Source organism: Gemmobacter aquatilis (assembly GCF_900110025.1).
Taxonomy (GTDB): Bacteria; Pseudomonadota; Alphaproteobacteria; order Rhodobacterales; family Rhodobacteraceae; genus Gemmobacter; species Gemmobacter aquatilis.
Genome location: NZ_FOCE01000008.1, coordinates 153755 through 180529, shown reverse-complemented (window position 1 = coordinate 180529; position 26775 = coordinate 153755). Strand labels below are relative to the sequence as shown.

30 protein-coding genes are annotated in these 26775 nt (G+C 66.0%); 12 read left to right on the top strand and 18 right to left on the bottom strand.

Annotated features, from left to right (window positions below; translation table 11 throughout):
- Positions 1–134: 134 nt before the first annotated feature.
- A complete protein-coding gene (locus tag BMX43_RS14270) occupies positions 135–1943 on the bottom strand; it encodes a site-specific integrase (RefSeq protein WP_091302569.1) in 1809 nt (602 codons plus the stop codon).
- A 282-nt stretch (positions 1944–2225) separates the two neighbouring features.
- Between BMX43_RS14270 and BMX43_RS14265 the strand changes: the two genes are divergently transcribed.
- Positions 2226–2660: a c-type cytochrome gene (locus BMX43_RS14265; RefSeq protein WP_175482124.1), complete on the top strand. Its 435-nt coding sequence runs from the start codon at positions 2226–2228 to the stop codon at positions 2658–2660.
- A gap of 38 nt (positions 2661–2698) precedes the next feature.
- Here BMX43_RS14265 and BMX43_RS14260 read toward each other — a convergent pair whose 3' ends face one another.
- The gene (locus BMX43_RS14260; protein ID WP_245749479.1) at positions 2699–2989 is read right to left on the bottom strand and encodes an I78 family peptidase inhibitor; all 291 of its coding nucleotides are present in this window, start codon (positions 2987–2989) and stop codon (positions 2699–2701) included.
- A 98-nt stretch (positions 2990–3087) separates the two neighbouring features.
- Positions 3088–3450: an I78 family peptidase inhibitor gene (locus tag BMX43_RS14255; RefSeq protein WP_175482123.1), complete on the bottom strand. Its 363-nt coding sequence runs from the start codon at positions 3448–3450 to the stop codon at positions 3088–3090.
- A gap of 73 nt (positions 3451–3523) precedes the next feature.
- On the opposite strand from BMX43_RS14255, the gene BMX43_RS14250 reads away from it, so the two are divergent.
- The 4 genes from BMX43_RS14250 to BMX43_RS14235 all read left to right on the top strand — a co-directional run bounded on the left by BMX43_RS14250 (position 3524) and on the right by BMX43_RS14235 (position 7049).
- Complete coding sequence (locus tag BMX43_RS14250) at positions 3524–4654, top strand: S-(hydroxymethyl)glutathione dehydrogenase/class III alcohol dehydrogenase (protein ID WP_091302515.1); 1131 nt, start codon at positions 3524–3526, stop codon at positions 4652–4654.
- Between the two features lie 177 nt (positions 4655–4831).
- Positions 4832–5758: an AEC family transporter gene (locus BMX43_RS14245; protein WP_091302513.1), complete on the top strand. Its 927-nt coding sequence runs from the start codon at positions 4832–4834 to the stop codon at positions 5756–5758.
- A gap of 9 nt (positions 5759–5767) precedes the next feature.
- Entirely contained in the window at positions 5768–6598 is an 831-nt protein-coding gene (gene fghA, locus BMX43_RS14240) for an S-formylglutathione hydrolase (RefSeq protein WP_091302511.1), read from the top strand.
- Positions 6591–7049 carry a YaiI/YqxD family protein gene (locus tag BMX43_RS14235; protein WP_091302510.1) on the top strand — a complete coding sequence of 153 codons (459 nt, stop codon included), beginning with the start codon at positions 6591–6593 and terminating at the stop codon, positions 7047–7049. Before fghA ends, BMX43_RS14235 begins: the two co-directional genes overlap by 8 nt.
- On the opposite strand, the gene BMX43_RS14230 is transcribed toward BMX43_RS14235, so the two are convergent.
- On the bottom strand, positions 7042–7512 hold the full coding sequence (locus tag BMX43_RS14230) for a hypothetical protein (protein ID WP_139201593.1): 471 nt from the start codon (positions 7510–7512) through the stop codon (positions 7042–7044). The two genes, BMX43_RS14235 and BMX43_RS14230, sit on opposite strands and share 8 nt — an antisense overlap.
- 251 nt (positions 7513–7763) lie before the next feature.
- On the opposite strand from BMX43_RS14230, the gene BMX43_RS14225 reads away from it, so the two are divergent.
- Genes BMX43_RS14225 through BMX43_RS14215 form a run of 3 tightly spaced genes read left to right on the top strand, consistent with a single transcriptional unit; the run spans position 7764 to position 10248 of the window.
- The gene (locus BMX43_RS14225; RefSeq protein WP_091302506.1) at positions 7764–8717 is read left to right on the top strand and encodes a DMT family transporter; all 954 of its coding nucleotides are present in this window, start codon (positions 7764–7766) and stop codon (positions 8715–8717) included.
- Positions 8714–9337, top strand: coding sequence for an HAD family hydrolase (locus tag BMX43_RS14220; protein WP_091302504.1), 624 nt, complete (start codon positions 8714–8716; stop codon positions 9335–9337). The genes BMX43_RS14225 and BMX43_RS14220 overlap by 4 nt, the downstream gene beginning before the upstream one ends.
- A complete protein-coding gene (locus BMX43_RS14215) occupies positions 9334–10248 on the top strand; it encodes an ornithine cyclodeaminase family protein (protein ID WP_091302503.1) in 915 nt (304 codons plus the stop codon). Before BMX43_RS14220 ends, BMX43_RS14215 begins: the two co-directional genes overlap by 4 nt.
- A 361-nt stretch (positions 10249–10609) precedes the next feature.
- On the opposite strand, the gene BMX43_RS14210 is transcribed toward BMX43_RS14215, so the two are convergent.
- From BMX43_RS14210 to mbfA, 3 genes are all read right to left on the bottom strand, one after another.
- Positions 10610–11872 (bottom strand): lytic murein transglycosylase, encoded by a 1263-nt coding sequence (locus tag BMX43_RS14210; RefSeq protein ID WP_091302501.1) that lies wholly within the window; start codon positions 11870–11872, stop codon positions 10610–10612.
- A gap of 94 nt (positions 11873–11966) precedes the next feature.
- Positions 11967–14213 (bottom strand): ribonuclease R, encoded by a 2247-nt coding sequence (gene rnr / locus BMX43_RS14205; RefSeq protein WP_091302498.1) that lies wholly within the window; start codon positions 14211–14213, stop codon positions 11967–11969.
- 41 nt (positions 14214–14254) lie between these two features.
- Entirely contained in the window at positions 14255–15232 is a 978-nt protein-coding gene (gene mbfA / locus BMX43_RS14200; protein ID WP_091302496.1) for an iron exporter MbfA, read from the bottom strand.
- A 118-nt stretch (positions 15233–15350) separates the two neighbouring features.
- On the opposite strand from mbfA, the gene BMX43_RS14195 reads away from it, so the two are divergent.
- Positions 15351–15974: a TetR/AcrR family transcriptional regulator gene (locus tag BMX43_RS14195; RefSeq protein WP_091302494.1), complete on the top strand. Its 624-nt coding sequence runs from the start codon at positions 15351–15353 to the stop codon at positions 15972–15974.
- On the opposite strand, the gene BMX43_RS14190 is transcribed toward BMX43_RS14195, so the two are convergent.
- Both BMX43_RS14190 and BMX43_RS14185 read right to left on the bottom strand, forming a co-directional pair.
- Complete coding sequence (locus BMX43_RS14190; protein ID WP_175482122.1) at positions 15975–16670, bottom strand: NYN domain-containing protein; 696 nt, start codon at positions 16668–16670, stop codon at positions 15975–15977.
- Positions 16671–16737: 67 nt separating this feature from the next.
- Positions 16738–17502 carry an NYN domain-containing protein gene (locus BMX43_RS14185; protein WP_091302490.1) on the bottom strand — a complete coding sequence of 255 codons (765 nt, stop codon included), beginning with the start codon at positions 17500–17502 and terminating at the stop codon, positions 16738–16740.
- 210 nt (positions 17503–17712) lie between these two features.
- On the opposite strand from BMX43_RS14185, the gene BMX43_RS14180 reads away from it, so the two are divergent.
- On the top strand, positions 17713–18597 hold the full coding sequence (locus BMX43_RS14180; RefSeq protein ID WP_091302488.1) for a DMT family transporter: 885 nt from the start codon (positions 17713–17715) through the stop codon (positions 18595–18597).
- A gap of 94 nt (positions 18598–18691) precedes the next feature.
- Entirely contained in the window at positions 18692–19126 is a 435-nt protein-coding gene (locus BMX43_RS14175) for a PACE efflux transporter (RefSeq protein WP_091302486.1), read from the top strand.
- A 3-nt stretch (positions 19127–19129) separates the two neighbouring features.
- Here BMX43_RS14175 and BMX43_RS14170 read toward each other — a convergent pair whose 3' ends face one another.
- The 3 genes from BMX43_RS14170 to dapE all read right to left on the bottom strand — a co-directional run bounded on the left by BMX43_RS14170 (position 19130) and on the right by dapE (position 21280).
- Positions 19130–19600, bottom strand: a complete 471-nt coding sequence (locus tag BMX43_RS14170) for a YbaK/EbsC family protein (protein ID WP_091302484.1) — start codon at positions 19598–19600, stop codon at positions 19130–19132.
- A 100-nt stretch (positions 19601–19700) separates the two neighbouring features.
- Entirely contained in the window at positions 19701–20123 is a 423-nt protein-coding gene (locus BMX43_RS14165; protein WP_091302482.1) for a GNAT family N-acetyltransferase, read from the bottom strand.
- Positions 20120–21280, bottom strand: a complete 1161-nt coding sequence (dapE, locus tag BMX43_RS14160; RefSeq protein WP_091302480.1) for a succinyl-diaminopimelate desuccinylase — start codon at positions 21278–21280, stop codon at positions 20120–20122. The genes BMX43_RS14165 and dapE overlap by 4 nt, the downstream gene beginning before the upstream one ends.
- A gap of 206 nt (positions 21281–21486) precedes the next feature.
- Between dapE and BMX43_RS20400 the strand changes: the two genes are divergently transcribed.
- The gene (locus BMX43_RS20400) at positions 21487–22548 is read left to right on the top strand and encodes a Hint domain-containing protein (RefSeq protein ID WP_091302478.1); all 1062 of its coding nucleotides are present in this window, start codon (positions 21487–21489) and stop codon (positions 22546–22548) included.
- A gap of 20 nt (positions 22549–22568) precedes the next feature.
- On the opposite strand, the gene BMX43_RS14150 is transcribed toward BMX43_RS20400, so the two are convergent.
- The 6 genes from BMX43_RS14150 to BMX43_RS14125 form a co-directional block, all read right to left on the bottom strand.
- Positions 22569–22904, bottom strand: a complete 336-nt coding sequence (locus BMX43_RS14150; RefSeq protein WP_091302563.1) for a hypothetical protein — start codon at positions 22902–22904, stop codon at positions 22569–22571.
- A gap of 152 nt (positions 22905–23056) precedes the next feature.
- Complete coding sequence (lpxK, locus tag BMX43_RS14145) at positions 23057–24019, bottom strand: tetraacyldisaccharide 4'-kinase (RefSeq protein WP_091302475.1); 963 nt, start codon at positions 24017–24019, stop codon at positions 23057–23059.
- On the bottom strand, positions 24019–25197 hold the full coding sequence (locus BMX43_RS14140; protein ID WP_091302473.1) for a 3-deoxy-D-manno-octulosonic acid transferase: 1179 nt from the start codon (positions 25195–25197) through the stop codon (positions 24019–24021). The genes lpxK and BMX43_RS14140 overlap by 1 nt, the downstream gene beginning before the upstream one ends.
- Positions 25198–25215: 18 nt before the next feature.
- A complete protein-coding gene (locus BMX43_RS14135) occupies positions 25216–25461 on the bottom strand; it encodes a DUF4170 domain-containing protein (RefSeq protein WP_091302471.1) in 246 nt (81 codons plus the stop codon).
- A gap of 105 nt (positions 25462–25566) precedes the next feature.
- Positions 25567–26199, bottom strand: a complete 633-nt coding sequence (locus BMX43_RS14130) for a DsbA family protein (RefSeq protein WP_091302469.1) — start codon at positions 26197–26199, stop codon at positions 25567–25569.
- Positions 26200–26209: 10 nt separating this feature from the next.
- Positions 26210–26740 (bottom strand): DUF721 domain-containing protein, encoded by a 531-nt coding sequence (locus BMX43_RS14125; RefSeq protein ID WP_245749478.1) that lies wholly within the window; start codon positions 26738–26740, stop codon positions 26210–26212.
- Positions 26741–26775 lie beyond the last annotated feature (35 nt).

Here is a 26775-nt window from a genome sequence, read left to right as displayed (position 1 = left end):
GACTTCTGTTCAGAAGCGCCCCGCCCGACAACGCGGGCGAGGCTGGACATGATACCCATGGGGAACTCGTTAACTGCACTACGGTATCATAATACCACAGCGCAGAATCCGCCCGCAAGGGTTTTGTTATAGTATCACGCCGCCAGATGATCCAAGTTCAGGCCGGGGTAGGCAATCGCGTTCACCAGTTCCACCCGCTGTTCCAGCATCCCTTGCGGCATGATCCCATATTTCCCGGTTGTCGTCGGCTCTGCATGTCCAAGGATGAAGCCGAATTGCTGGTCAAGGTGGCCCGCCCGCCGCAGCGCATCGGCAGCCCCATGACGGAAGGAATAGAGCGACAGGCCCCGGCCCACTTTAAGGCCGATCCGCACAAGATACTTTCCGAACTCGCGCGACACATCAGACATCATCTGCCCCCGTTCATTGCGCTTGGCACCGGGGAACAGCGCGGTGCCCCCCTCTTTCACCCGGCCTTCATGGTATTTGATAAAGCCCAGCCGGATCAGTTCAGGATGGATCGGCACAACGCGCATTGAACCGCCAGTCTTCACAGACTTGCCTTCGGCAATTTTGTCGCCTTCGGTCGTAATGTGCATGATCCAATGACCATGCTCTTGCCGAACGTCATTCACCGCAAGTTGCCCGATCTCGCCGGGCCGGGCGCCAGAGAACAGCATAATCAGTGGCACCCAATAGCGGTGATCGCGGATCAGCACATCACCGGGCTTGGCGACATTGCGCCATTCATCCGCACTGCGACAGCCCGCAAACCATGGCGAGGTGAACAGGGTGTTCATTTGCTCACTGGTGAAGGGAAGCGTCTTGGATTGCTTTTCCTTAGGCAGCGACATGCCCGGACAGGGGTTGTCGGTCATATAGCCGTTATCGACAGCCCACGCGCAGAAGGCCGAAAGGCTGGACAGGTAGCGGTTCACCGTGCGGTCAGACAGCACCGGGCGTTGCAGTTCCTCGTTCGCCTTGACGATCTGTTCAATGTTCATGCCGCGAAAGGCGGCAACCTCAGTCGCCCGCACAGGATACTTCCGCAGAAGCGCCTTCCACACCCGGACGTGTTGCTTGCCGATCTTGGCAACGGGGAAGTCAGGGCCAATCGTTTCAATGAAGATGCCAATATCCCGGCAAGATTCCTCAATCCGGCTCTTGGACACGCTGCGCGGGTTCTCACTCTTGAAGGCCGCGACAGCCTCGGCAACACTTTCACCGGGCGGCGCAACCTCTTGGGCAGATCGGCGGGGGCCAACGGCAGGCTTCACCAGCGGGTCGCGCGGCTGGCCCGAATAATCGCCCCGATCCCGTTCAAGGCTGCGTTCCAGCGCCTCAGCCTCGGCCCGCATCATGTGCCGGGCGAGGCTGATCCATTCCGGCGTTCCACGGTTCACCAGAAGGCGGTTCGCTTTCAGATAGGCGTCAACCTCGTGGGCGATCAGCGCCGTTTCGCCCTTCGCCAAGTGCTGCCGCAGATCGGCCAGCTTTACCTTGCGGTGTTCGGATGACACGTCCGCCAAGCGCTGCGCCACCATCAGGTCAAGCCCCGCGTCCAATACCGCCAGAGGGTCAAGGCCGCTGATGTCGTCGCGTTCGATCCGGGCAATGGCTTCGGCCTTCGCGGCCTGCACCTCGGCTTCGCCCGGTAGGGCAGCGCGGGCCTGATCGTCGCGGGCAAGGCTGGCGGTGTATTGATCCCAAACCGCGTGTTCGCGGTCAGCAGGCACCAGCACCCGCCGGGCGCGCATGTCGTCAAACTCGCGGTGCCAGTTCGCAATGACAGGGTGCAGGCGGCGCTTCGCCTCGGCAAGGTCGGAGGTTCCAAGCGCCTTCACCAGTTCCTTCCGGCCTATGACTTCCACCAGATCAAGGGGAACTCTGATCCGCGCGGAATAGGCGGCGCCACGCCGGAAAAGATGGCTGATATTGGACATGAAACGCACCATGTGGAAGGGCCGTGTGTTACAGTCGTGTGTTACATATTGATCTCTAAAACGCAAGCAATTACAGTTATTTGTGAGAAAATCGTGGCTTACGGAAAACCGGGTTATGCTCCTCTCGCTCCGACCAAATAAATCCCCCTGCATATGTCAAATTTCCGCTTTCCGAGCGCACACGCAATTTCGCGTGATCGCGCCTCAATCGGACCTTGGGCCGTATCGCCCCGTCATTTCCGCCTCCTATACTGGTCCCTCCATTCCAGCCAGGAGCCCGATATGAAACGACTTTCCAAGATCATCCTCGCCTCGACCCTGCTCACCGCGACCATGGCCTTCGCCAAGGACGCGCCGAAAGACCCGACCGTGATCGCGCGGGTTGAACTGATGAAAATCGTCGGCATGAACACCAAGGTTCTGGGTGACATGGCCTCGGGCAAGGCTGCGTTCGATGCGGCTGCTGCGGCGACAGCCAAGGCGCAACTGGTGGCCGCCACTGCCGAGATCGCTGCGAAATTTGAAGTGCAGGCGACGGACCCGGTTTCCGAGGCCAAGCCCGAAATCTGGGCGAACTGGGATGATTTCGTGGCAAAGGCAGGTGCTGCCAATGCGGCGGCCACTGCGCTGGATGCCAGCACGCTGGACAGCGTGAAGGCGGGCATGGCCGGGATCGGCGGCGCCTGCAAGGCCTGCCACACCGCCTATCGCCTGTAATTCCGGCTGCGCCCCGGCCTGGCCGGGGCGCGACAGCTTCAGCCGCAGCTTACCCGCTTGATCTTGCCGGCATTGCCGATCTCGATATTCAGCCGCTCCGCCGAATAATCCATTGTCACCGCCATGCCGGGCCGGATCACCCGTACCGGCTGCGAAAAGCGCATCGTGTCCAGGACCGAGGCTTTCTGCCCCACCAGCCCCTGCAACTCCGCCGCCCCGCAGCGCCCGCCGGGCGGCTCGGGCTGAGGCATCGGCCCCGGATAGGGCGCCTCTGCCACACACCCCGCCAGCAGCCCTGCAACCAGCCCGCCTGCCATCCATTTCCGCATCACCAATCCTCCTCTGCCCAAAGTCAAAGCATGACGAAGCCGCACGCCCCCGACAAGGTGCAGTGCGGCTTTACCGATCAACTGTGGGTTACAAGGCCTCAGCCGCAGGAAATGCGGATGATCCGGCCGGTGCTGTCAGTCCAGAAATTGACCCGGAACGAGTTGTATTCTTCCTGGCTGAAGATGCCGCCCGGAATCACCATCCGCGTCGGGCGTGTCAGCCCTGCCGCCGTCACCGCAGCCTCGGTCTGGCCCATCAGATACTGCACATCCGCCGCGTGGCAGGTGTCAGGCTCCCGGTCGTTCAGGCCCGGCGTCAGATCGATCGGCTGGCCGGTCACCGGGTCGATCCCCGGGGGGACGACCGGCTGCACCGGCATCGGCGCCGGTTCGGGCGCCGGCGCGCAGGCCGCCATGAAAAGCGTCAGAAGAAGTGCCGTGGATTTCGCAAGTCCGCTCATAAGTGCCGTTTCCCGCGTTGCAATTATCGCCTGTTTCGCACAGCTTGGCGCAAATTGACAGAGGGAGAGGCCCATGCGCACTCGTGCCGCCGTGGCTGTTGCAGCCGGAAAACCGCTTGAGATCATGGAGGTGAACCTTGATGCCCCGAAATGGGGCGAGGTTCTGGTGGAGATCAAGGCGACCGGCATTTGCCACACCGACGAATTCACCCTGTCGGGGGCTGACCCGGAGGGGCTGTTTCCGGCGATTCTCGGGCATGAGGGCGCGGGCGTCGTCATCGAATGTGGCCCCGGCGTGACCACGCTGAAACCCGGCGATCATGTCATCCCGCTGTATACCCCCGAATGTCGGCAATGCCCGAGCTGCCTCAGCCAGAAGACTAACCTCTGCACCGCGATCCGCAGCACGCAAGGTCAGGGCCTGATGCCCGACGGCACGACACGGTTTTCCATGCTGGATGGCACGCCGATCTACCATTACATGGGCTGTTCCACCTTCGCCAACCACACGGTGATGCCGGAAATCGCGCTGGCCAAGGTGCGCCCCGACGCGCCCTTCGACAAGATCTGCTACATCGGCTGCGGCGTGACCACCGGCATCGGCGCGGTGATCAACACCGCCAAGGTGGAAATCGGCGCGAAAGCGGTGGTGTTTGGCCTCGGCGGCATCGGGCTGAACGTGATTCAGGGCCTGAAAATGGCCGGGGCCGACATGATCATCGGCGTGGACCTCAACAACGACAAGAAGGAATGGGGCGAGAAATTCGGCATGACCCATTTCATCAACCCGAAAGAGGTTGAAGGCTCGGTGGTGCAGGCGATCGTCAACCTGACCAAGACCGAGGCCGACCAGATCGGCGGGGCGGATTACAGCTTTGACTGCACCGGCAATGTGAAGGTGATGCGCGACGCGCTGGAATGCACCCATCGCGGCTGGGGCGTTTCGGTGGTGATCGGCGTGGCGCCTGCGGGGGCCGAGATTTCGACGCGGCCCTTCCAGTTGGTGACGGGCCGGGTGTGGAAAGGCACCGCTTTCGGTGGCGCCCGCGGCCGTACCGATGTGCCGAAGATCGTGGACTGGTACATGGACGGCAAGGTGGAGATCGACAGCATGATCACCCACACCATGCCGCTGGAGCGGATCAACGAGGCCTTCGATCTGATGCACAAGGGCGAAAGCATCCGCAGCGTGGTGATCTACTGACCGGCGATTGCCCGGCGGATCTGTGGCAGGGGGGCTGTCTGCCCCCCACGGCCTTCGGCCTCCCCCCGAGGATATTTTCGAACAGAAAATAGGCGGGCGGGGGCCGAAGGCCAGCACGGCCATGGCTTGCATCGGGCGCGCGGAAATGAAACGCTGGGCCAACAGCGCAGGGGCCCCATGCTTCCCATCCTTCTGAAAACCCTGCCCTTCTTCGCGCTGATCGGCGTGGGATTCTGGGCAGGCCGCCGCGGCATCTTTCCGCCCGATGCGGTGGGCTGGCTGACGAAATTCGTCTTCTACTTCGCCCTGTCGGCCATGCTGTTCCGCTTTGCCGCCAATCTGAGCCTGTCCGAAATCTTCGATCTGCCCTTCGTGCTGGCCTATCTGGCGGCCTCCTCGCTGCTTTATGCGCTGGCCATGGCGGTGGCGCTGCTGCGGCGGCGCAGTCTGGAAGAGGCGGCGATCGAGGCGCAATGCGCGCAATCGGGCAATACCGGCTTTCTGGGCGTGCCGATGCTGGTGGTCTTGCTGGGGCCTGCGGCGGCGGGGCCGGTGCTGATGGTGCTGACGGTGGATATGGTGGTGTTCTCGTCGCTGATCACGCTGATCATCACCGGGGCGCGGGGCGGGCAGATCGGCCTGCACACGCTGCGGCTGCTGGCGGCGGGCTGGCTGAAGAACCCGATGGTGGTGTCCATCGTGCTGGGGCTGATCTGGTCGGGGCTGGCCTTGCCGGTGCCCGGCCCGGTGAACGAGTTTCTGGCCCTGCTGGGCGGGGCCGCCACCCCCGGCGCGCTGTTTGCCATCGGCGCCTCGCTGGCCGGGCGCGGCGCGGCACGGCTTGGCGATGCGGTCTGGCTGTCCTTCGCCAAGCTGATCCTGCATCCGGCGCTGTGCGCCATCGCCGCCTTCTGGATTTTCCCGGTGGACCCGCGCGCGGCGGGCGTGATGATCGCCGCAGCAAGCCTTCCGGTCGCCGGGAATGTGTATATTCTCGCCCAGCATTATGGCGTGGCGCCGCAGCGCGTCTCCACCGCCATCCTGATCTCAACCGCGGCCAGCATCCTGACCGTGACAGCCGTGATAGCCTGGATAACGGGCTGAGGAGGACCGATGAAAACCATTTCCGAAAACCGCTGCTTCGGCGGTGTGCAGGGTGTCTATACCCATGCGTCGGAGAGCACGGGCTGCGACATGACCTTTGGCCTGTTCCTGCCGGAAGAGGCCGAACGCGGGCCGGTGCCGGTGGTCTGGTATCTGTCGGGCCTGACCTGCACGCATGAAAACGCCATGGTGAAGGCGGGCGCGCAGAAATGGGCCGCCGAGGCCGGGCTGGCGCTGGTGTTCCCCGACACTTCGCCGCGCGGCGAAGGCGTGCCGAATGATGACGCCTATGATCTGGGTCAGGGCGCGGGCTTCTATGTGAACGCCACCGAAAAGCCGTGGTCTACCCATTTCCGCATGTGGGATTACGTCACCGACGATCTGCCGCGCATCCTGTTCAACGCCTTCCCGGTCGCGGAAGAGCGGCAGGCGATCATGGGCCATTCGATGGGCGGCCATGGCGCGCTGACCATCGCGATGAGCTTTCCGGGCCGCTTCCGCTCGGTCTCCGCCTTCGCGCCGATTGCCAACCCGACGGCCTCCGACTGGGGGCGCAAGCAGTTCACCGCCTATCTGGGCAAGGATGAAAGCAAATGGGCGCAATATGATGCGACCCTGCTGATGCGGAAGCGCGGCTTTGACGGCCCGATCCTGATTGATCAGGGCGGCTCGGACCAGTTCGTCGACCTGCTGAAGCCCGAAGCGCTGGCCGAGGCGATGGCGGCGCGGCGGCAGGGTGGCATCACCCGGATGCAGAAGGGCTATGACCACAGCTATTTCTTCGTCTCGACCTTCATCGAGGATCACATCGGCTTCCACGCTGCGGCGCTGTATGACTGAGCCGGTGATCTATATCGACGCCGATGCCTGCCCGGTGAAAACCGAGGCAGAGGCAGTGGCCACCCGCCACCGCCTGCGTATGGTGCTGGTGTCGAATGGCGGCATCCGCCCCTCGGCCAACCCTCTGGTGGAAAGCGTGTTCGTCAGCGCCGGGCCGGACGAGGCTGATAAATGGATCGCCGAACGCGCCGGGCCGCGCGACATCGTGGTGACCGGGGATATTCCGCTGGCCGCCAAATGCGTGGAGGCCGGGGCGCAGGTCATCAAACCCAATGGCGAGGCGCTGACCCCCGCCAATATCGGCAATGTGCTGGCCACCCGCGATCTGATGCAGGATCTGCGCAGCGCCGACCCGTTCCGGCAAGGCGGCGGGCGGCCGTTCAGCAAGGCCGACCGTTCGCGGTTTCTTGAGGCGCTGGAGCGGATGGTGCGGGTGGCACGCGTCAGGTAGCCGCAACTCGTCCGCTGGTGGTGATACCCCAAAGCGGCTGCCCGGCCTTGCCGCGCACCTGAACCACCTGACCGCCCTCTGCCAGCGCCTGCAACTCGCGTGCGAGCGTGTCCGCCGTCAAGCCTGTGCGCCGGACCAGCGCCGCCTGCGAACGAAAAGGGTATGGCCCCTCGGCCAATGCCACAAGCACCTTGCGCGACGCAAGGACGCCGGTCAAAGCGCCGAGGCCATCCGTCCCCCCCTCGATCAGCGTTGCCACCTTGAAGGATTCGGGTCCGGTTGGCGGTTCCGCCAATGCTTCGACGATGCGCGCCTGTTCAGCCTTCACCTCGGCCAGCTCAAGCTCCAGATCGCCATATTTGAACTTGGTGATGCGTGGCAGCACCCAAGCAAAGATGCAGATTGCGAACAGGATCAGGATCTTGTCATCCAGCACCAGCACCTTGGATGTGTGAAGCAACAAGAGCACGAAACCTATGACCGAAACTCCCGCCGCAAAATCGGGCGGCAACATAGGTTGGGGTGTCTTTGGCGGAGGGGTCATGGCAAACCTCGCAGAGCGGATGAAGGGGCTTTCGCCAAAAGGCTGTATCTGGAATGAACTATACACCCTGCGGGGCCATTTGCTTCAGGGTTCCAGCGGCGTGACAGGACCGCCCCCAAATGTCGCGCCCGGAACAGACAACCGGCCCCCGCCGACGGAATTTGCGCCCCATGACGCGCGCATCTTCCGGCAGCAGCCTTTCCCGCACCACCCTGCTTGGCATCCTTGCGGCCATCGGCGGCAGCGCCATCCTTTCGGTCAATGATCTGGCGATCAAATCGCTGTCGGGGTCATATGCGCTGCATCAGGTGATCCTGACGCGTTCGGCGATCAGCATGGCCTTCCTGATCGGCTTCATGGCGCTGACCGGCAGCGGGATGCGGCAGTTGCGCACGGCGCGCTGGCGCGGGCATCTGCTGCGCGTCAGCTTCGTGATGCTGTCGAACATCACCTATTTCCTCGGGCTGGCGGCGCTGCCGCTGGCCGATGCGGTGGCCATCGCCTTTGTCAGCCCGCTGGTCGTGACCCTGCTGTCGGTGCTGGTGCTGGGCGAACAGGTCGGGCCGCGTCGTTGGGCGGCGGTGGCAGTGGGGCTGGTGGGGGTGATCGTGATGATGCGCCCCGGCGCCGGGGCGTTTCAGCCCGCAGCGGTTCTGGTGCTGATCTCGGCCTGCACCTATGCCTCGACCCATATGATGACGCGGCGGATGAAGGATAGCGAAAGCGCCGCCACGATGAACTTCTATGTGCAGGTCGGCTTCATTCTGGTCAGCGCGACCATGGGCATGGTGGTCGGAGACGGGCATCTGGCGGGCTCGGCCAACCCCTCGCTGGCTTTCCTGTTCCGGGAATGGGTCTGGCCACCGCTGGCCGATCTGCCTGCCTTTCTGGCGACCGGCCTGTCGGTTGCCATCGGCGGGCTGATGATCAGCCAGGCCTACCGGCTGTGCGCCGCCGCCGTGGTGGCGCCGTTCGAATATACCGCCATGCCGCTGGCAATCCTCTGGGGCGTCACGTTCTTTGGCCAATGGCCGGATCTGACCGCATGGTTCGGGATTGCACTGATCTGCGGCGCGGGTCTTTATACGCTCTGGCGAGAAACCATCCTCAGGACGCGGACATGACCATCGAAGCCGTAATTTTCGACATCGGCAATGTGCTGATCGAATGGAACCCCGAACGGTTCTATGACTGGACGCTGGGCCGGGCCGAGCGCGAGGCGTTCTTTGCCGAGGTCGATCTGCATGCCATGAATGATGCGGTGGATGCCGGGGCGCCATTCCGCGAAACCGTCTATGCCTGGGCCGAGCGCCACCCCGACTGGGCGGCCGAAATCCGCATGTGGCATGACAACTGGATCGACCTTGCCTCGCCCCGGATCGAAGGCTCCATCGCCTTGCTGCGCGCGCTGCGTCTGCGCGGGGTGCCGGTGTTTGCGCTGACCAATTTCGGCATCGACAGTTTTGCCTATGCACAGACCCAGTATGACTTTCTCACCGAATTCGATCAGGCTTTCGTGTCTGGCCATATGGGGGTCATCAAACCCGACCCGCGCATCTACGAAATGGTCGAGGCCGACTGTGGCGTGGCGCCGGGGCGGCTGCTGTTCACCGATGACCGCGCCGACAATATCGCCGCGGCACAGGCGCGCGGCTGGCAGACCCATCGGTTCGAAGGCTGGCAGGGCTGGGCGCGGCGCCTTGTGGCGGCGGAATTGCTGACAGAGAAGGAAGCGGGACTATGAAAGTGGAACTGATCGGCCCCGAGGCCGAGGCACAACTGGACTGGCTGTCACTCTGCGCCGCCTTCGAGACGGGCCACGCCCTGCCCCGCGCCGAAATCGCCGATACCTTCCTGTATCGCCGCGCCGATACGCTGTTGAACCGCGCCGCCTGGATCGACGGGCTGGGCCAGCTGGTGAAATGCGCCACCGTGTTTCCGGGCAATGGCGCCTTGGGCAAACCTTCGGTGAATGGTGCGGTCACGCTCTATGGCGACCAGACGGGCGAGTTGGAGGCGCTGGTCGATTTCCATCTGGTGACAAAGTGGAAAACGGCGGGCGACAGCCTGCTGTCGGCCCGCAAACTGGCCCGCCCCGACAGCCGCGAGATCCTGCTGGTGGGGGCGGGCACGGTGGCACGCTCGATGGTGTCGGCCTATCGTTCCAGCTTCCCCGAGGCGCGCTTCACCGTCTGGAACCGCAGCCCGGCCGCAGCGCAGGCCATGGCGGCAGAGACCGGCGTGGCGGTGGCCGACGATCTGGAAAGCGCGGTGCGCGCGGCAGACATCCTCTGCACCTGCACGATGAGCACCCGGCCCCTGATCCAAGGCGCCTGGCTGCGCCCCGGCCAGCATCTGGACCTGATCGGCGCCTATCGCCCCGACATGCGCGAGGTGGATGACGAGGCCCTGACCCGCGCCACCCTGTTCGTGGACAGCCGCCAGACCACCATCCACCATATCGGCGAGATCAAGGATCCGATCGCCCGCGGCGTGATCTCCGAAGCAGATATTCAGGCCGATTTCTACGATCTGCCTGCCGGTCATTACCGGCGCCGCTCGGCGGAAGAGATCACCATCGCCAAGAATGGGGGCGGGGCGCATCTGGATCTGATGACGGCCTCTTATATCCTCGCCGCCTGGCGCGGGCGCTGATCCGGCAAGAAGGCGGCGCCCCAACCGTTACGCCGCTGTCAGCGCCTGATCCGCGCCGCCACCCGGCCTTTGCACTTGTGGCACCCCCGGGGGCCTTGCCCCCGGACCCCTGCGGGTATTTTTAGCAAAGAAGAAGACAAAGCAAAGCGAGACGCCCCGACGGGACTGGCTACAAGCCTTCCCCGCAGGGCGCCTTCTCCTTTGGCGGTCATCGGCACCCCTGCCTGTACCGCAGACTCAGATCATCTGATTCCGGTTAAGAAAACGTTATGAGCCTTCTTCTTTGGAAAAATACCCTGCGGGGGGCGGGTGCCGCCGCAGGCGGTGCCCGGTGGGGGGCGCAAAGCCCCCCGGCGCGGGTTCACATCCGGCGCAGCAGGTCCAGCAGGTCGCGGTCGGGGTAGCCGTCGGGCACCAAGCCGCGCGAGGTCTGGAAGGCTTTGACCGCAGCATAGGTCTTGGCGCCGACATTGCCATCTGTGCCGCCGGTGTCAAACCCGAGGCTGGTCAGGCGTTCCTGCAACTCCACCCGTTCGGCCAGCCGCAGTGTCTGGTCCCCCGCAGGCCAGGGCGTGCGCAGCGGGCCGCCGCCTTTCAGCCGGTCCGACAGGTGCCCCACGCCGATCACATAGGCATCAGCGGCGTTGTAGCGCTCGATCGCGTGGAAATTGCGGTAGATCAGGAAGGCCGCGCCCTTGATACCCGAGGGCAGCAGCAGCGCCGCCTGCCCATCCGGCACCGATCCGCCCGCCGCGCGGGTGATGCCCATCGCCCGCCATTCCGCGCCTGACCGTTTGGCGCTTTTGCCGGAAACCTGCGCGGCAAAGCCCGGGGGCAGCGTGACCTCCATCCCCCAGGGTTGGCCCATCTGCCAGCCTGACCGGGCCAGATAGGCCGCGGTAGAGGCCAGCGCGTCGGTCGGATCGTCCGACCAGATGTCGCGCCGCCCGTCGCCGGTGAAATCCACCGCATAGGCGAGGTAAGAGGTGGGGATGAACTGCGTGTGCCCCATCGCCCCGGCCCAGCTTCCGGTCATGTGGCGCGGGTCGATGTCGCCCGATTGCAGGATCTTCAGCGCGCCGATCAACTGCCCCTGAAAGAACTCGGCCCGCCGCCCGTCATAGCTCAGCGTGGCCAGCGCCTCGATCAGCGGCAGGTCGCCGCGCTTTTCACCGTAAGAGCTTTCCATGCCCCAGACGGCCACGACCACCTCTTTGTCCACCCCATAGGTGGCCTCGATCTGGCTCAGCGCCCCGGCATATTGCGCCAGCATGGCGCGGCCATTGGCGACGCGTTTTTCCGAAGCGGCGGTTTCCAGATATTCCCAGAGGGATTTGGTGAACTCCGCCTGATTTTGCGAGCGGCGGATCACCTCGGGGTTATAGACCACATCGCGGAAGGCCTGATCGAAGGTCGCATCCGAAATGCCCGAGGCATTGGCGCGGGCGCGAAAGCCCATGACCCATTGGTTCAGCCCAGCCACTTTCGCGGGATCGGGGTTCATGTCGCGGCCATATTTGATCACGGTCGGGCTGCCCCCGGATTGCGAGAGATTACCGCCGCCCATGCAGGCGGCGAGGGCGAGGGTCAGGGCACCAATGGCCAGTGTCGAGAAAATCCGCATGAAACAACGCCTTTCAGGCTTATTCTGTCTGCTCTGGCAGCCAGTCTAGCCCGAAGCGCGGCTTGGGGGAAGGCGCTGCCTGCCCCCAAGCGGATCAGCGCCGCTTGCGGATCACCTTGCGTTTCGCATCTTGTGCCGCCGCCTTGCCGGGCTTGCGCGGGCTGTAGCGACCGGGCCGTCCCTTCGGCCCCGGCAGCGCCCCGCCCTCGATTTCCAGCAGTTGCAGCATCAGTCCGCCGGTCACCGGCACCGCCTCGGCCAGACGCACGGTGACCCGCGCGCCAAGGCCGATGGTCAGGCCGGTATCGGCGCCGCGCAGGGTCTGGCTGTCGGCGTCGAAATGGAAGAACTCGCGCCCCACTTCGCGGATCGGGATCAGCCCGTCGGCGCCGGTTTCATCCAGTTTGACGAACAGGCCGAAGCGCTGCACGCCCGACACGCGGCCGGTGAAGGTGTGCCCCACGCGATCCGACAGATAGGCGGCCAGATAGCGATCCACCGTATCGCGTTCGGCGGCCATCGACCGGCGTTCGGCATCCGAGATCAGCTTGGCGGTTTCTTCCAGCGTATCAATGTCTTGCGCGCTCAGCCCATCCTTGCCCCAGCCATGGCCGAGGATCAGCGCGCGATGCACGATCAGGTCGGAATAGCGGCGGATCGGCGAGGTGAAATGCGCGTAGTTCAGCAGCGCCAGCCCGAAATGGCCGAAATTCTGCGGGTTGTAATAGGCCTGCGTCATGGACCGCAGGGTCGAGATGTTCAGCAGCTCGTCAAACTCGGTGCCCTGCGCCTGCGCCAGAAGGCGGTTGAGATGCGCGGTTTTCAGCACCTGCCCCTTGGCGAGCGTAAAGCCCGATGCCTCGGCCACCTCGCGCAGCGCATCCAGCTTTTCAGGGCTGGGTTCTTCGTGCACGCGGAACAGCAACGGACGCTTCAGGCGGATCAATTCTTCGGCGGCGGCGACATTGGCGAGGATCATGCATTCCTCGATCAATTTATGCGCGTCAAACCTTTCGCGGAAGTCAACCGACAGCACCTTGCCCGCATCGCTCAGCTCGATCTTGCGTTCGGGCAGATCGAGGTCCAGCGGCTGGCGGATCGCGCGGCCCCGCTTCAGCGCCTCGTAGCAGGCGTAAAGCGGCTTGAGCACCTCGTCGAGCAGCGGGGCGGTTTTGGCATCGGCGGCGCCGTCGATGGCGGCCTGCACCTGCCCGTAATGCAAGGACCCCTGGCTGCGCATCATGCCGCGGGTGAAGCGGTGGCTCAGCTTGGCGCCCTGCGCGCTGACCTTCATGCGCACGGCCATGCAGGGCCTGTCCACATGCTCGTGTAGCGAGCACAGATCGCCCGACAGCACGTCGGGCAGCATCGGCACCACCCGGTCGGGGAAATAGGTGGAATTGCCGCGCCGCCGCGCCTCGCGGTCCAGCGCGGAACCGGGGGTGACATAATGCGCCACGTCGGCAATGGCGACCCACAGGATATAGCCACCGGGGTTGGACGGGTCTTCGTCGGGATGGGCATGCACCGCATCGTCGCGGTCGCGCGCGTCGATCGGGTCGATGGTGACAAGCGGCAGCGCGCGCAGGTCTTCGCGGTCGCCCAAGGGGGCGGGCAGGGCGGCGTCGGCCTCGGCGATCACCGTATCGGGAAACTGGTCGGGGATGCCGTGCTGGTGAATGGCGATCAGGCTGACCGCGCGCGGCCCTGCCGGGTCGCCCAGCCGCGCCACGATGCGGGCCGTGGGCAGGCCCAGCCGTTTCGGGCCGCTTTGTTCCGCCTCCACCAGCTCGCCATCTTCGGCGCCGAGGGTGGCATCGCGGGGTACGCGCCATTCCTTGTCGGCGCCCTTGTCGATGGGGACAATCCGCCCGCCTTCGTGGCTGGCGCGAAAAATCCCCAGCAAGCGCACGGCGTTGGAGCCGAGCTTGCGGATCAGCCGTGCCTCGTAGACGTGGTCCTCACCCTCCACCGCTGCCAGCCGGGCGAGGATCTTGTCGCCCTGCCCCAGCGCCGGATCCCCGCTGCGGGTGACGACATGGATGCGGGGCGGCGCCTCGTCGGCCAGCCATTCCAACGGTTTGGCGAACAGATCGCCCGCCGCGTCGGGCGCCAGAACCTGCAGGATGCTGACCGGCGGCAGGCTGGCGGCATCGCGGTAGCTGCGCTTGCGCCGGGCCAGCGCGCCCTCGTCCTCCAGCTCTTTGAGCAGGCGTTTCAACTCGATCCGCGCGGTGCCGCCCTTGATGCCGAAGGCCTTGGCGATGTCGCGCTTGGAAGCGAGGGTGGGGTTATCGGTGATCCATTGCCGGATCTGGTCTTTCGAGGGTAGCTGGTCCATGCCTTTGCGTAGCACGACCCCGCCGCGCCGTCACGCGGGTTTCAGCCGCCGCCGATCAGCGCGCCCGCCGCAAAGACCAGCGCCCCACCCAGCACCACCTGTAGGGCGGCGCGCAGGAACGGCGTCTCCATATAGCGGTTCTGGATCCAGGCGATGGCCCAAAGCTCGACAAACACCACGATCATGGCGATGGTGGTCGCCGTCCAGAATTCGGGGATCAGATAGGGCAGCGCGTGGCCCAGCCCGCCGATCATGGTCATCACGCCCGAGGCCAGCCCGCGCTTCCACGGGCTGCCACGCCCGGACAGCACGCCGTCATCATGCGCCGCCTCGGTGAAGCCCATCGAGATGCCGGCGCCGACCGAAGCCGCAGCACCGACAAGGAAGGTGGTCCAGGTATCCTGGGTGGCAAAGGCGGTGGCGAAGATCGGCGCGAGGGTGGAGACAGAGCCATCCATCAGCCCGGCCAGACCCGGCTGCACCCATGTCAGAATGAACTGACGATGGGCCTGCATGTCTTCCTCGCTACGCCCTTCGCTGGAAAGATTGGCTTTTTCAAGGCTTTCCGCCGATTTCTGATGCCCCGCCTCGGCCGCCGCCAGATCGCCCAGCAGCTTGCGCGTGGCCGCGTCGCCGGTGGCCTGCGCGGCGCGCAGGTAAAACGCCTCGGCCCCCGCCTCCATCGCCGCAGCCTCGGCGCGGATGGATTCGAGGCTGAGGTTTTCCATCAGCCAGACCGGGCGGCGGGCATAGAAGCCTGCGACATGTTCGCGCCGGATCAGCGGGATCACCTCGCCGAACCGTGCGCGGTGCAGCGCGATCAGTTGCTGGCGGTGGCCGTCTTCCTCGCTCGCCATACCGTCGAAGACCGCTGCCGTGGCCGGGTAATCGGCGCGCAGGCGGTGGGCATAGCTGCGATAGATCTGCGCGTCATCCTCTTCCGAGGAAATGGCGAGGGCGAGAACCTCTTGCTCCGACAGGTCGGAAAAGCGGCGGCGGGAGGACAGGGCGGAGAACATGGGGCACCGAATTTGGAATGGTTCTAAATTACCATGTTGCTGCGGGGCAGCAAGAGGACAAATTGCCTCGGTCCCCGCAAGGCTTGCCGGGCGGCGGGGGTGCCCGTAAGCTGGGCCGATGATACGCGCAGAGCCACAGATCCGCCGGGGCCGGAAGTTCGATCAGGTGCTGGAAGGCGCCCGCAAGGTGTTTCTGCAAAACGGGTTCGAGGGTGCCTCGGTCGATGACATCGCGCGCGAGGCCGGGGTCAGCAAGGCGACGCTTTACAGCTATTTCCCGGACAAGCGTTTGTTATTCAAGGAAGTTGCCAAGGCTGAATGTGCCCGGCAAGCCGATGAGGCGGTGCAGTTGATCGACCGCAACGCGCCACCCGAAGTGGTGCTGACCGCCGCCGCCCGGCGCATCCTCGGCTTTCTGATGTCGGATTTCGCACAGGCGATGTTTCGCATCTGTGTGGCCGAAAGTGAGCGTTTCCCCGAACTGGGGCAGGAATTCTACCTTTCCGGCCCGCAACTGGTGCGGGCGCGGCTGGTCGAGTATCTGGCGCAGGCCGTGGCCCGGGGCGAGCTGGCGATCCCCGATCTGGACCTTGCCGCCGACCAGTTCGCGGCGCTGTGCAAGACAACCCTGCACGAACGCGCCGTCTTTGGCCTGTCGCGCCGCTGCACGGTGCCCGAAGCTGAACGGGTGATCCGCGGCGCCGTGGGGCTGTTTCTGGCAGGATATGCGGTGAAGGGTTAATCAGCGGTTTCGCCAGCGGATCAGCGGGCCATTTGCGGCGGGTATCACCTCGTATTCCTCAGCCCGGGCCGCGAAGAATTGCTTCCATGAACTGTAGCCAGCGGTCGAAAGCTTGAAGTTACCCCATTTCTGCACCGCTTGATTTACTGCGCTGATCGGCAGGCCGGTTTTGGGGCCTTCGTTGAACAGCTCACGCAGAAAGGCATCAATCGGCTTGGGCTTCGCTTTGGGTTCCGGGGCAGGCAAGACAGGCACAACCGCCTGACCAAGCTCGATGAATTTCGTGCAGGCCTTACGGAAATCGGCGCTGGTCTTGGCTTCTCCCATCCCGATCACCGGGGTGCCGCGTTCGCGCAGATGGGTGGCCAGATGGCTGAAATCCCGGTCGGAGGAGGCGATGACCAGCGCATCGGCCAGCCCGTCATGGATCAGCGCCATGGCCTCGACCGTCAGCAGCAGGTCGGTGGCGTTCTTGCCCTTGCCGGAATGGACCAACCGGAAGCCCGGCGCCGCATCCCATTGCGGCAATTGGGCTGCATTGCCGTAAACGCGGCGGATGGCGGGTTGGCCGAACCCCAGCGCGCGGGTGATGATCTGCCCGGCCAGAGCGGCACTGAGGTTTTCACCGTCGATGCAGAGCGCAAGGCGGGTCTTTGGCGCGACGGAGGCCGCAAGGTCTTGAAAAGGCAGGGTCATACATACACTCACGCAACCAGTGCGAGAGTGTATGTGCAGGATTATGGCGTGGTTAAGGCGCCCGCCTTCAGGCCACGTCGCGCGCCAGAAGCTGGCCGCCGGGGCCGGGCTGCACCTCGAACCGGCTGATCTTGCGGACCAGATCCGACAGTTTGGCGGCGCCATAGGTGCGGGTGTCGAAATCCGGGTTGGCCTGCGTGATATACTGGCCGACCTGACCCAGAGAATACCATTCGCCCTCGGGATCAATCGCGCGCATAGCGGCGATGATCAGCGGGATGGCCTTTTGCGGCGGCTCTTTGGTGGGGCGGCCTTGCGGTTTCGGCTCGGGTGTCTGGCCGGTGGGGCCGGGGCGGGCCTCGGGTTGCGGCGTGTCTTCCGGGGCCTCTTCGGTGCTGAGATTCTCGACGTAAATGAAGCGCTTGCAGGCCATGCGGAAGGCCTCGGGCGTCTTTTTCTCGCCGATGCCGTAGACATCCAGCCCCTGTTCGCGGATGCGCGCGGCCAGACGGGTGAAATCGCTGTCGGAGCTGACCAGCACGAAAGCATCGAACAGGCCGGAATGCAGGAAATCCATCGCGGCGATCACTAGGCCGATGTCGGAGGCGTTCTTGCCCTTGGTGTTGGAAAACTGCTGATCGGCCACCAGGCCCAACGCCGCCACCTTTTTTGCCCATCCGCCAAGACGTTGCGCCGACCAGTCGCCATAGATGCGGCGCACCGACGCCTCGCCCAGACTGGCGATTTCCTCAAAGATCGGTTCGGCATAGCCGGAGGGCACGTTGTCGGCGTCGATCAGAACGCACAGGCGGGGGGCGCGGGGGTCGGGCATGGCTGTCCTCTTGTTGGTCTTGCGATCATTGTTTCAGGTTCCGGGAAGGGGGGGAAGCGAATTTACCGCAATTTCCCCGAATCGGTCGTTAACAGGCGGGAATTGCGTGGGAAAACCGGGGCACTGAGGGTGCTGCAACCGTGCACCCCCGGTACACCCCCTGTCGGGCGGGATCGGGACGGGAGGCCGGGTTAAGGGAGCGTGCGGAGCATGGCGATGGAGACGGGGCGCAGCACGCTGGCCGGGGTGGCGATGATGGTGGGCGCGATGGCGGTGCTGCCGTTTCTGGACGTGGTGGCCAAGACGCTGGGGCAACAGGGCGTGCCGGTGTTGCAGATCGTCTGGGCGCGCATGGCGATGGGGACGCTGATGACCATTCCGCTGGCGCTGCGCGTCGCGGGGCCGCGCGGGCTGCTGCCGGAACGGCTGGGCGTGCACAGCCTGCGCGCGGCGCTGCTGATCGCCGCGACCTTCTGTTTCTTCTTCGCGCTGAAGTTTCTGCCGATCGCCGATGCGCTGGCGGTGTTCTTCGTCAACCCGCTGGTCATCACCGCGCTGTCGCCGGTGATTCTGGGCGAGCGGGTGGGGCCGCGCCGCTGGGCGGCGGTGGCGGTGGGGTTTGTCGGCACGCTGATCATCATCCGGCCCGGCTTTCAGGCGTTCAATCCTGGCATGGGGCTGGCGCTGGCGGCGGGCTGCTGTCTGGCGCTGTATTTCCTGCTGACGCGGCGGATTGCCGGGCGCGACGATGCGATGGTGACGACCTTCCGCACCAGTCTGCTGGGCACGGTGATGGTGAGCGCGGTGGTCTGGCTGGTGTGGCAGGCGCCGACGCCGGAGCAATGGCTGCTGTTTCTGGCGCTGGGGGTCACCTCGACGCTGGGGCATGGGCTGATCGTCATGGCCTATGACCGGGCGGAGGCGAGCCTGCTGGCGCCGCTGGCCTATACCGAGATGGTGATGGCGGTGATTCTGGGCTGGTGGTTCTTTGGCGATTTTCCCGATGGCTGGACGTTTTTCGGGGTGTCGGTGCTGATCGGCTGTGCGCTGTATATCTCGGCCCGCGAGCGGGTGGTGAAGCAGGGCGGGGCTTGATTTCGGGGGCGGGGGCAGTATTTTGCGCGGCAGAGGACGGCCTCTGATCCGGTAGATTGCGCGGGACGGCCCGCTTTGCCGAAAGGGGCATATCATGCGCAGCTTCCGCGACCGTCTTCGTCACGCCTTGGCCTTTGAAATCTTCGGGCTGGTTCTGATCACCCCTTTGGCCGCCTGGGCCATGGGTGAGGGGATTGCGCATATCGGTGCCGTCACCGCGGGCAGCGCGGTCTTGGCGCTGATCTGGACCTATGTGTTCAACTGGGGTTTCGATCTGGCCATGCAACGCTGGCGCGGCACGACGCGCAAGGGGGCGGGGCTGCGGGTGGCCCATGCGGTGATGTTCGAGCTGGGCCTGCTGGCGCTGCTGGGCCCGTTCATTGCGTGGTGGCTGGGGGTCAGCCTGTGGCAGGCCGTGTTGCTGGATCTGGGGTTTTCGGGGTTTTACATGGTCTATGCGCTTGCGTTCAACTGGGCCTATGACCGGCTGTTCCCGCTGCCCGAATGGGCGGCGGAAGGCGCGCGCTGAGCCTCAGGCGAGCAGGGGCGCCGGTTTGGCGCCCAGCACGCGCAGCGCCTCTGTCGGGGCGATGCCCAGCAGCAGGCCGCGCGCCCCGGCGTTGATCCAGACCTTCGGGGCGGTGCAGGCCGTGGCCTCGATCACCGTGGGGCTGGCCTTCTTTGGGCCGAAGGGCGAGATGCCGCCAACATGGTAGCCGGTCAGCCGTTCGGCCTTGGCGGGCGGCATCATCGCCGCCGCCTTGCCGCCAAAGGCCGCCGCGACCTTTTTCATCGACAATTGCCGGTCGGAGGGGATGACGCAGCAGGCGGCTTTGCCATCCACCTCGACCATCAGGGTTTTCAGGGTCAGGCTTGGGTCAAGCCCGAGGGCGGCGGCGGCGGCAAGGCCCACCGCCTCGGCGTTCGGGTCGTAGTCATAGGGGTGCAGGGTGACCGCCACGCCCTGCGCGGCAAGGAATTTGAGGCCGGGGGTGGAGGTCATCGCGGGGTCCGGTGGCTGGGGCGGGTGGAGAGGGTGAAGGGGCTTTGCCCCTCTTGGCCTGCGGCCAATTCACCCCGGGTATTTTTACAAAGAAGAAGGATCAGAGCGGCAGCACCATATCCTGATGCGGGATGCCCGCGTCATCATAGATCGGGCCGGTGGGGGTGAAGCCAAGCTTGGCATAGAACGGGATCGCATGGGTCTGCGCGCCCAGCTTCACCTGCGTGACGCCGGGGGTTTCGGCGAAATGGGCGATGCCGGCGCGGATCAGTTCGGCGCCAAGGCCAAGGCCCCGGGCGCGGGCCAGCACGCAGACGCGGCCGATCTTGCCGGTCTCGCCCCGGTGCAGCAGGCGCGCGGTGCCGACCGGCTGCCCGTCCAGCATGGCCAGCAGATGGATGGCCTCGCCGTCGAGATCATCCATCTCGTCGGCCTCGGCGATCCCCTGTTCCTCGATGAACACGGCGCGGCGCAGGGCGATGCAGGCGGCGATGTCGTCAGTGGCGGCGATGGTGGGGGTCATGCGAAATACTCGGTCAGGATGCGGGTATAGATCGCCTTGAGCTGCTGGATCTGCGCCACCTCGATCCGTTCATCGACCTGGTGCATGGTCTTGCCGACCAGACCGAATTCCACCACCGGGCAGTGGTTCTTGACAAAGCGCGCATCCGAGGTACCGCCCGAGGTGGAATAGGCGGGCGTGACGCCGGTTTCGGCGGTGACGGCGCGGGCGATCAGGTCGGAAAACGTGCCCGGCGGGGTGAGGAAGCTTTCGCCCGAAATCTGGAGGCGCAGGTCGATCTGCACGCCGGTTTCGGCCTGTACCGCCTGGGCATGGTGGTGCAGCCAATCGGTCAGCGAGGCGCCGGAATGGGCATCGTTGAAGCGGATGTTCACCGTGGCGCGGCCCTTGGCCGGGATGACGTTGGTGGCGGGGTTGCCGCAGTCGATGGTGGTGATGGCGAGGGTGGAGGCATCGAAATGGTCGGTGCCCTCGTCCAGCGGGTTTTCCTCCAGCCGGGCGAGCAGTTTGACCAGTGCCGACATCGGGTTCTTCGCCCGGTGCGGATAGGCGGAATGGCCCTGCACGCCGGTGGCGGTGAACCAGCAGGTCATGCTGCCACGCCGCCCGATCTTCATCATCTCGCCCATCACATTGGGGCAGGTCGGCTCGCCGACAAGGCAATGGGTCATGCGTTCGCCCTGTGCCGCCATCCAGTCCAGCAAGGCGACGGTGCCATGTTCGGCATCGCCCTCTTCGTCGCCGGTGATGGCCAGGATCACCGCGCCGTCGGGCGGCGTGTCACGCACGAAATCCACCGCGGCGGCGGCAAAGGCTGCAACGCCGGATTTCATGTCGGTGGCGCCGCGGCCCCACAGAACGCCATCCACGATCTCGCCCCCGAACGGATCATGCGTCCAGGCGCCTGCATCGCCCACCGGGACGACATCGGTATGGCCGTTGAAGCCGAAACTGCGATTGGCGCCCTTTGCCCCCCAGCGGGCATAAAGATTGGCGATGCCGTCGCGATCAACGCGGGTGCAGGTGAAGCCCGCCTCTGTCAGCAGGCCTTCCAGCAGCTGCAGCGCGCCGCCCTCGGCCGGGGTGACAGAGGCGCAGCGGATCAGGTCGGCGGTCAAGGCAACAGGATCGACGGGGGGCGGAACGGCGGGGGGCATCACGGGTCTCCTTGGCAATGGCACAGGCATAAGGCGGGCGGGCGGGCGCCGCAACACCCGGCGCGGCAGGTGGGGCCATGGAGGCAGGACCAATTACCACATGACAGCCCCCGCGTTTGCGCTTAGTTTTGACCAACAAAACAAGAAACGGGGCGCAGCGGCAGGGGTCGCAGGCGCGGGCAGTAAGGCAGGACCAGACAGTGACGATGCGCGGCATGGCAGGGAACGGCCAGCACCGCCCCTTGACGGGTGCGGCGGCTTCGGCTGCGCCGTCGGGCTGGATTGCGCTGTCGGACCGGGCCGGGCTGATGGGCGCCTTGCCCGAAAGTGGCGTGCTGGAGCGGGGCACGCTGATCTTCGAGATGGCCTGCCCGCTGGAGGCGCCGACGGTGCTGCTGGATCTGGCGGGCAGCGGGGCGGGGGGCGGGCTGTCGCTGTTCCACGATGCGGCAACCGGCCTCGCGCTGCGCCATCGGCAGGGGGCGGCGGTGGTGCGGCACATGCTGCCCGGCGCGCTGCCGCAGGCCCCCGGGGTGGCGCGGGTGCTGTTCCGCTGGGACGTGCCCGCCCAACGCTGGAGCCTGAGCTATGAGCGCCCCGATCTGGATCTGCGGCTGAGTGCTACGGGCCGCGACCCGCTGCCGCTGCCGCTGACCGATCTGCAGGCGCTGTGTGCCGGGGCGGCGACGCATCGCCACCCGGCGCTGCTGTGGTTCGGCGCCACCCGCGCGGCGGCCCCGCCGCCCCATGCGCCGTGGATCGGGCTGCGCACCCCCATCGCCACCCCGACCGGCCTGCGCCCGGCGGGAAACCTGCGCCCCGGCGACATGGTGCTGTGCGGCGACGGGCGGGTGCGGCCCCTGCGCGGCTGCCGCCAGATCGCGCTGCCCAGCCGGGGCGGCTATGCGCCAGTGCTGCTGCGTGCGCCGTTCTTCGGCAATCGCGGCGACCTGCTGGTCAGTGCCGATCAATGCCTGCAGATCCGTGGCACGGCGGTGGAATATCTGTTCGGCGAAGATCAGGTGCTGGTCCGCGCCCGCCACCTGATTGACCACCGCACCGCGCTGGTGGAACGGCGGCGCGCGGTGACGCTGACTGTTTCGCTGGATCTGGGGGCGCCGGGGGTGATTGCCAGCGACGGCATCGCGCTGCTGTCGGCGCAGCATGGCGGGCAGGCCGAACCGCCGCCCTGCCGGATACTGGACGCTTACGAGGCCGCGCCGCTGGTGGCCCAGATGCGCCACCCCGGCGGGCCACGCGCGGCCTGAGCCCCGCCTTAACCCGGGTCTCAGTCGTAGAACGGCGTCATCTGCGCCACGATGACCGAGTTTTCGTCCAGCGCGCGCTGCATCAATTCGCGCTCCGCGTCCTCGATCTCGTCGCCCGCCGCAAGCCGTTCGTCCAGCGTGCCGTAGCCCGAGACATCCAGCGGCGCCAGATCGGCCTGTTTCAGGATCGCCACGGTTTCGCGCACGGCTTCCGCCTCGTCCACGCCGCTGGCATAGATCATCAGCGCGGCGCCAGTCGCCTTGGGGGGCAGGCCGTCGCCCTCCTTGCGGCCCACCTCGACCACCAGCGTGAACACCTGCTGCGGCCGCTTCACCTTGCTTTCGTCACTGCCCATCGCCCGATCCCCTTCTGCCTTGCGCCACACCTATGCCGGAACCGGGCCAGCGGGCAAGGCTTGGCAAGGCAAATGCCCTTTACCCTTTCATCCTGGCAAAAATACTCTGGGGGAGACGCCGCAGGCGGCGAGGGCAAAGCCCCCTGCCCCGCTCAGATCCCCAGCGCGCGCAGCCGGGCGTCCAGCACCGCCCAGCCATCCAGCCGCAGCCGCACCGGCAGGGTCAGCACGCGGGGGCGAAATGCGGCGGGCAGGCGCACGGCGTCTTTCTCGGTGGTCACCAGTTGCGCGCCCAGCGCCATGGCTTCGGTTTCCATCCGGGTCAGCAGGGCGGGCGACAGGGGTTGATGATCGGCCAACGCCTCGGCCCGCACCACTTCGGCGCCTTCGGCGCGCAGGGTGGCGAAGAATTTTTCCGGGTGGCCGATGCCGGCAAAGGCAAACACCCGTTCGCCGGCCCAGCCCATGCCCATCGGCAAGACCTCCAGCCGCCCGCGCAGATGGGTAACGCGGGCGGGCAGCGGCGGGGCGAACGCCGCCTGCGCCGCGTCGGACCCGATCGACAGCAGCAGATCGGCGCGCTTCAGCCCCTCGGCCACCGGCTCGCGCAGCGGGCCTGCGGGCAGGCACAGCCCGTTGCCAAAGCCGCGTTCGGCATCGACGACGACAATCGACAGATCCTTGACCACTTCGGGATTCTGGAACCCGTCATCCAGCAGGATGGCGCGGGCGCCCGCCGCCTCGGCCGCGCGCACGCCTGCGGCGCGATCCTTCGCCACCCAGACCGGCGCGAAGGGCGCCAGCAACAGGGGTTCATCCCCCACCTCTTCGGCCAGATGGCGGGGCTGCACCTGCACCGGCCCGGCCAGCCGCCCGCCATAGCCGCGGGTGACCACATGGAACCCGGCAAAGCGTTCCAGCAGCGCCAGCGCGGTCGGCGTCTTGCCGGTGCCGCCAATGGTCAGATTGCCGATGCAGACCACCGGCACGCTGGCCTTGTAGCCGGGCCGCGCCAGCCGCCGCGCGGTGCCTGCGGCATAAAGCGCCCCCAGCGGCTGCAACAGCCGGGCGGCAAGGGTCGGGCGCGGCGCATACCAGAAGCGCGGTTGCTGCATCACTCTTCCCCCAGCATCCGGCGGATCGCGGCCAGCGCGCGTTCCGTCGCCTCCACCCCGTCCGAGGCGACGCCCCAGGCCGCTTGCGCCAGCCGGGCCGCGCGGTCGGGCGACAGAAGTTCGGCCACCGCCTCGGCCAGATCGGCGGCGCTGGCGACCGAGCGGGTGGCCCGCGCCGCGCCCAACCGCCCGAAGGTCGCACCATGCCCGCCGGGCCGGGGCCCATGGATCAGCGACGAGCCGAGCGCCGCCGCCTCCATCGGGTCGGCGATGCAGCCATGCCCGGCCAGCGAGCCGCCCAGAAAGGTGATCGGCGCCAGACGATACCACAGGCCCATTTCGGCGGCATCGGCGATGAACATTTCGACATCCGCCTCGGGCTCTTCCTCCAGCACGCGGCGGGCGGTGATCCAGCCTTCGTCGCGTTCGACGGTTTCGGCCAAGGCGGTGGCGCGGGCCGGGTCTTGCGGCACGACGATCAGCAGCAGGCGATGGGCCAGCCGCAGGCAGGCGCGATGCGCCTCGATCACGGCGGCCTCTTCGGCTTCGGGCAGATGGGCGGCCAGCCAGACCGGGCGGGTGGCAAGCTGCCGGGCCAGCGCCTCGCGTTCGGCCTCGTTATAGGGCAGCGCGGCGCTGGGTTCCTCCATCCGGCCACTGACGCGGACGGTGGCCCCGGCCTTGCGCAGGGCGCGGGCGGCGGCCTCGTTCACCGCCGACACCTCGCCCAAGGCTGCAAGGGCGCGGCGCATCAGGCCGGGATACCAGCCCTCGCGCCCGGGCGGCAGATGCGGTGCCTCGGCCTCCACCAGCATCAGCGGCAGCTTGCGCAGCCCGGCCTCGTGGATCAGCGCCGGGCGGATCTCGCCGCCCGACATCACCAGCGCGTCGGGGCGCCAGTGATCCAGAAAGGCGCGCAGGGCGGCAGGGGAATCGGGCGGGGCGGGTTGGTGGATCACCCCGTCGGGCAAAGACGCACCTTCGGCGGCGGTCATCAGCACGGGATGGCCGTCTTCATCGCGGATGCGGCGGGCCAGTTCCGCCATGCCCCGGCCCGGCAGCCCTTCGGGCACATGCAGCCAGATCAGCCGCCCCGCCGGGCGGGGCGGGCGCGGCAGCGCCTCAGCGCCCGCAGACCGGGCGGTAAGGGTGTAGAGTTTCAGGCCGATGGCCACCATTTGCGGTGCGGGCGGCGATCAGGCGCCCAGTTCCTCGGTCGGCGAACCGGCCTCTTTCTCGTCGCGCAGGCGGTGGATATGGGCGATGAAGTAGCGCATATGCGCATCATCCACCGTGCGCTGCGCCTCGGCCTTCCAGGCGCTGAAGGCGGTCGCATAATCGGGGAACATGCCGACGATGTGGATTTTCGACGTGTCCTTGAACACGTTCTTGCTGGGGTTCACCAGTTCACCGCCGAAGACGAGGTGAAGACGCTGCGCCATTGATCAGACTCCGTTCTGCAACTGCAGCAACGCTAGCCGATGGCGCGGCAAAGGGAAAGGCGCCGGACAAGGTGCCGGCGCCTTCGTTGCTGCGCTGCCGCGCAATTATTTCGCCAGTTCGGCGTCCAGCAGGGCCTTCAGATCGCTGTAGGACATGTTGGAATGTTTGGTGCCGTTGATGAACAGCGTGGGCGTGGAATCCACGCCGTCGGCTTCCATGGTTTTCTGGAAATTCGCCACCAGCGCCTCGGCGAATTTCTGGTCGGCGAAACAGGCTTCCATCTGCGCATCGGCCAGGCCTGCCGCCTTGCCGATGGTTTTCAGATTGGCGATCACCACCGCCGGATCATCCGAGGCGGCCCAGTCCTTCTGCTTGTCGAACAGGATGCCGTTGAGGCCAAAGTAACGCATCTCGCCGCCGCAGCGCGCAAGGATCGCGGCCCACAGACCATAGCGATCAAAATAGACCTCGCGGAACACGAAGCGCACCTTGCCGGTGTCGATATAGTCGGCCTTCAACTGCTTGAAGACCTCGCTGTGGAAATTCGCGCAATGCGGGCAGGTGTAAGAGGCGTATTCCTTCAGCTCCACCTTGGCATCGGGCGACCCCAGCACCAGTTCGGGCACCTCGGGCAGGGCGGCGTCTTCGCCCTCGGCGAAGGCGGGCAGGCCCATGGCGGAGACGAGGGCGGTGGACAGGGCGAGGCCCATCAGGCGGCGCCGGGTCAGGTCGTTCATTGGTGGCCTCTCATGTTCTGCGGCGGATCAATATGTTCTGGGCCAGCGCCTCCAGCGCGGCGCGCAGGCCCTCGTCCTGCACCCCACCTGCGGTTTCGCGCGCTTCGGCCACGATTTCGGCGGGGGGCGTGGGCGGCGCCACCGGCGGGGCGGCGGTGAATTGCGCCTGCCCTTCGGCAAAGCCCATCGGCGCGGTCTGCGTCAACAGAACCCGCGAAATGGCGGCGTAGCCATAGCAGGCATTCACCCTGTCGCGGATTTTCGGCAGTTGCATCTGCACCATCGGCGCATCGGTCGCGCGCACCAGCACGGTCAGCGTGGCGCCGAAAGCTCCCTTGGAATAGCCCACCTTCACCGGGCGGGTGGTGCGGGCCAGATCTTCGCCCACCACCTCGGGCCAGTGGGTCAGCAGGCGGGTGACGGCAAAGCCCCGGCTTTCGCCCGCAGTGCGGATACGGTCTTTCAGCAGCCCCGAGGCCGCTTCGAACCCGCGCATCCGCCGCCCGCGCGCGCTGCCCTGACCTTGCCCCTCTGTCGCCATTGCGGCGCCGCTCCTTGCTGGTTTCGGGTTTATCC